The following is a 2,754-nucleotide window of genomic DNA, read 5'->3' as shown; positions in this document are numbered from 1 at the left end:
TCGACCCCGCACTCGCCGACCGGATCGGCGAGATCGACGGCGTCAGCGCCGCCGTCCCAGAAATGAGCTTCCCGGCGCGCGTCGTCACCGACGACGGCGTCGTCCTGCCCGGCCCAGAAGGGCAGGACTCTGAGGAGAACTCCTGGGGTCATGCCTGGGACTCGGCCGAGCTCGCACCGTTCACCTTGGTCGACGGCGACGGGCCCACGAGCGCCGGCGAGGTGGTGCTGGACGCTGAGCTCGCCGGCCGCGCGAGTGCGCAGGTTGGCGACGACGTGACGATCCAGTCGACGGATGAGCCGACCGATTACCGCGTCGCCGGCATTGCCGCGCCGCCCGACGGCGACGGCCTGGCACGGCAGTCGGCGCTGTTCTTCTCCTCGGATGAGGCCGACCGGCTCGCCGGGGACCCGGATCGGGTGGATGCGATCGGCGTTCTCGCCGAACCCGGTGTCGACGCCAGCGACCTGAGTGACCGGATCAGGGCCGCACTCGACGACGAGACCAGCACGGACGACGGTCCCGGCGTCGACGTGGTCACCGGCGACGACCGTGGCTCCGTCGAGTTCCTCGACGCCGAGGAGGCCCGAGAGACGCTGGTCGCGCTGGCGGGATCGTTCGGTGGTGTGGCGCTGATGGTGGCGCTGTTCGTGGTCGCGAGCACCTTCGCGCTCCTGGTGCAGCAGCGCTCACGGGAGGTGGCACTGCTGCGGGCCGTGGCGGCGACCCCGCGTCAGGTGCGGCGGGTGATCTGTCGCGAAGCCCAGGTGGTGGCGGTGGTCGCCGGGGTGGCAGGCATCCTGCCTGCCGCGGCACTGGCCGGCTGGATGCGTGGTCAGTTCCTCGACCGCGGGCTCTTGCCGGAGTCGTTCGACCTGCGGGTCGGGCCGCTTCCGTTCCTGGTCGCGATGGTGGCCGTCATCGGCACTGCGTGGCTCGCGGCGTGGACCGCGGCGCGGCGGGCGTCGAAGATCGAGCCGACCCAGGCGCTGGGGGAGGCGGCCGTCGAACCCAAGCGGGTCAGCCGCACCCGGCTGGGCGCCGGCGTCGTCGTCCTGCTGCTCGGGGTTGGGGTGCTGGTCGCGTCGACGCAGCTTCGGGGTGAGGCGGCCGCCGGGATCGGAGCCTCCGTGGTCATCCCGCTCGTCGCGGCGGCCGCGCTGCTCGGTCCGATCCTCGCCAAGGTCGCAGCCGGCCTCCTGGGCCGGCCGCTGCAGCGCCTGTCGCCGAGCACGGGATACCTGGCTGTGGCGAACACCAGGGCGAACGCCCGTCGTCTGGGCGCGGTGATCACGCCGCTGATCCTCGCCATGGGCATGGCGGGCGTGGTGCTGTTCCAGCAGACGACGCTGGATCGTGCTGCGGAGCGGCAGGCCAGCGACGGTACGTTGGCGGACCGGGTGGTCGTGGGGGATCCCGGAGTGCCGGTCGGCGCAGCCGACGCCGCGCGCGAGGTCCCGGGCGTGGCGACCGCCGCGGCCGTCGTGCAGACTGGCGTGACCATCGAGTACTCGGAGCTCGGCGAACCGACGATCCAGACGTTCACCGCTCAGGGAGTGGATCCCGTCGCGTTCGGCCAGACGGGGGAGCCCGGCGGGACGGATGACACGTCCGCGGTGATGGACCTCGGCGTTCGGGATGGGTCCCTCGCCGACCTCCACGATGACACGGTGGCGGTGGGCGAGCTCGCTGCTGGCACGGTCGGCGTTGAGGTGGGGGAGCGGTTGCCGATGTGGCTGGGCGACGGGACGCGGATCGAGCCGGTCGTGGTCGCCATCTACGACCGGGGACTGGGCTTCGGCGACCTCACCTTCACCAGGAGCGCGCTCGACGGCCACCTCACCGATCCGATCGATGACATGGTGCTGCTGCGGCTCGTCGGCGACGACGATGGTACGGCGGCCCAGGTGGACGAGGAGTTGGCCGGCCTGTCGTACGCGGGGGTCGGCGTGCTTGACCGTGACGGGTTCGACGCGGCCCGCTCGGAGGCGCGGTCGCTTGATGCATGGGTGAACCTGCTGGTAGGTGGAGTCCTCCTGGGATACATCGCGATCTCGGTGACGAACAGCCTGGTCGTGGGGACGAGCGCGCGGGCTCGGGAGCTGGCGTTGCTGCGTCTCATCGGCACCACACACCGGCAAGTGCTGCGGATGATGCGTCTGGAGGGCGTGATCGTGGTGGTGACGGCCGTCGTCGTCGGAGGTGTGATCGCCGGGACGACGCTGACAATGATCAGCTACGGCCTCACCGGTGAGGCGGTGCCGTACGTGCCGCCCCTAGCGGGCGGGGCGCTGGTCGCCGCCGTGATCACCCTCGGCATGACGGCGATCATGTTGCCGACCAGGTACGTGCTGCGCTCGAACCCGACGGAGACGATCAGCATGCGCGAGTGAAGCCAGAGCCGCGGCCAACTGGCTCCGGACGATCCCGAGCGGTTGGCCGCGGCTCCCAGATGGCGGCGTCGCGGGTCAGGCCCGCAGCAGCTCCTGGACAGAGGTCTTCAGGTCGGCCAAGGCCGCGCGGTAGAGGCGGGGTCCGTAGGACACGCGTGCCACGCCAAGGTCCCGAAGCGTGGCCAGGTCCAGATGTTCACCGGTGTTGCCGTTGACTGGGCCGGGTAGTTCGGTGACGAGGGTGGCGATGTCACCTTCATGGCCCACGCCGATCGGGTAGATGCAGTCGGCGCCTGCGTCCAGGTAGAGCCGGCCCCGTCGTATCGCCTCCGCGAGCCGGTCCGGTTCGGGCGTCCCGCTG

The 2,754-nt window shown here is 71.2% G+C and carries 2 protein-coding genes; one reads left to right on the top strand and one right to left on the bottom strand.

The genetic code is table 11. From position 1 onward, the window contains the following. Positions 1-2,393: ABC transporter permease (locus ELR45_RS11495; protein ID WP_165367685.1), on the top strand; the 2,393-nt coding region annotated here is incomplete at its 5' end. A 75-nt stretch (positions 2,394-2,468) separates the two neighbouring features. On the opposite strand, the gene ELR45_RS37515 is transcribed toward ELR45_RS11495, so the two are convergent. Then, positions 2,469-2,754 (bottom strand): isocitrate lyase/phosphoenolpyruvate mutase family protein (locus tag ELR45_RS37515; protein WP_205856424.1); only part of this gene is annotated, 286 nt, incomplete at its 5' end.

The organism is Phytoactinopolyspora endophytica (genome assembly GCF_004138495.1).
Taxonomy (GTDB): Bacteria; Actinomycetota; Actinomycetes; order Jiangellales; family Jiangellaceae; genus Phytoactinopolyspora; species Phytoactinopolyspora endophytica.
Note: the sequence above shows the minus strand (reverse complement) of the source record. Positions and strands in the feature narration are given on the sequence as shown.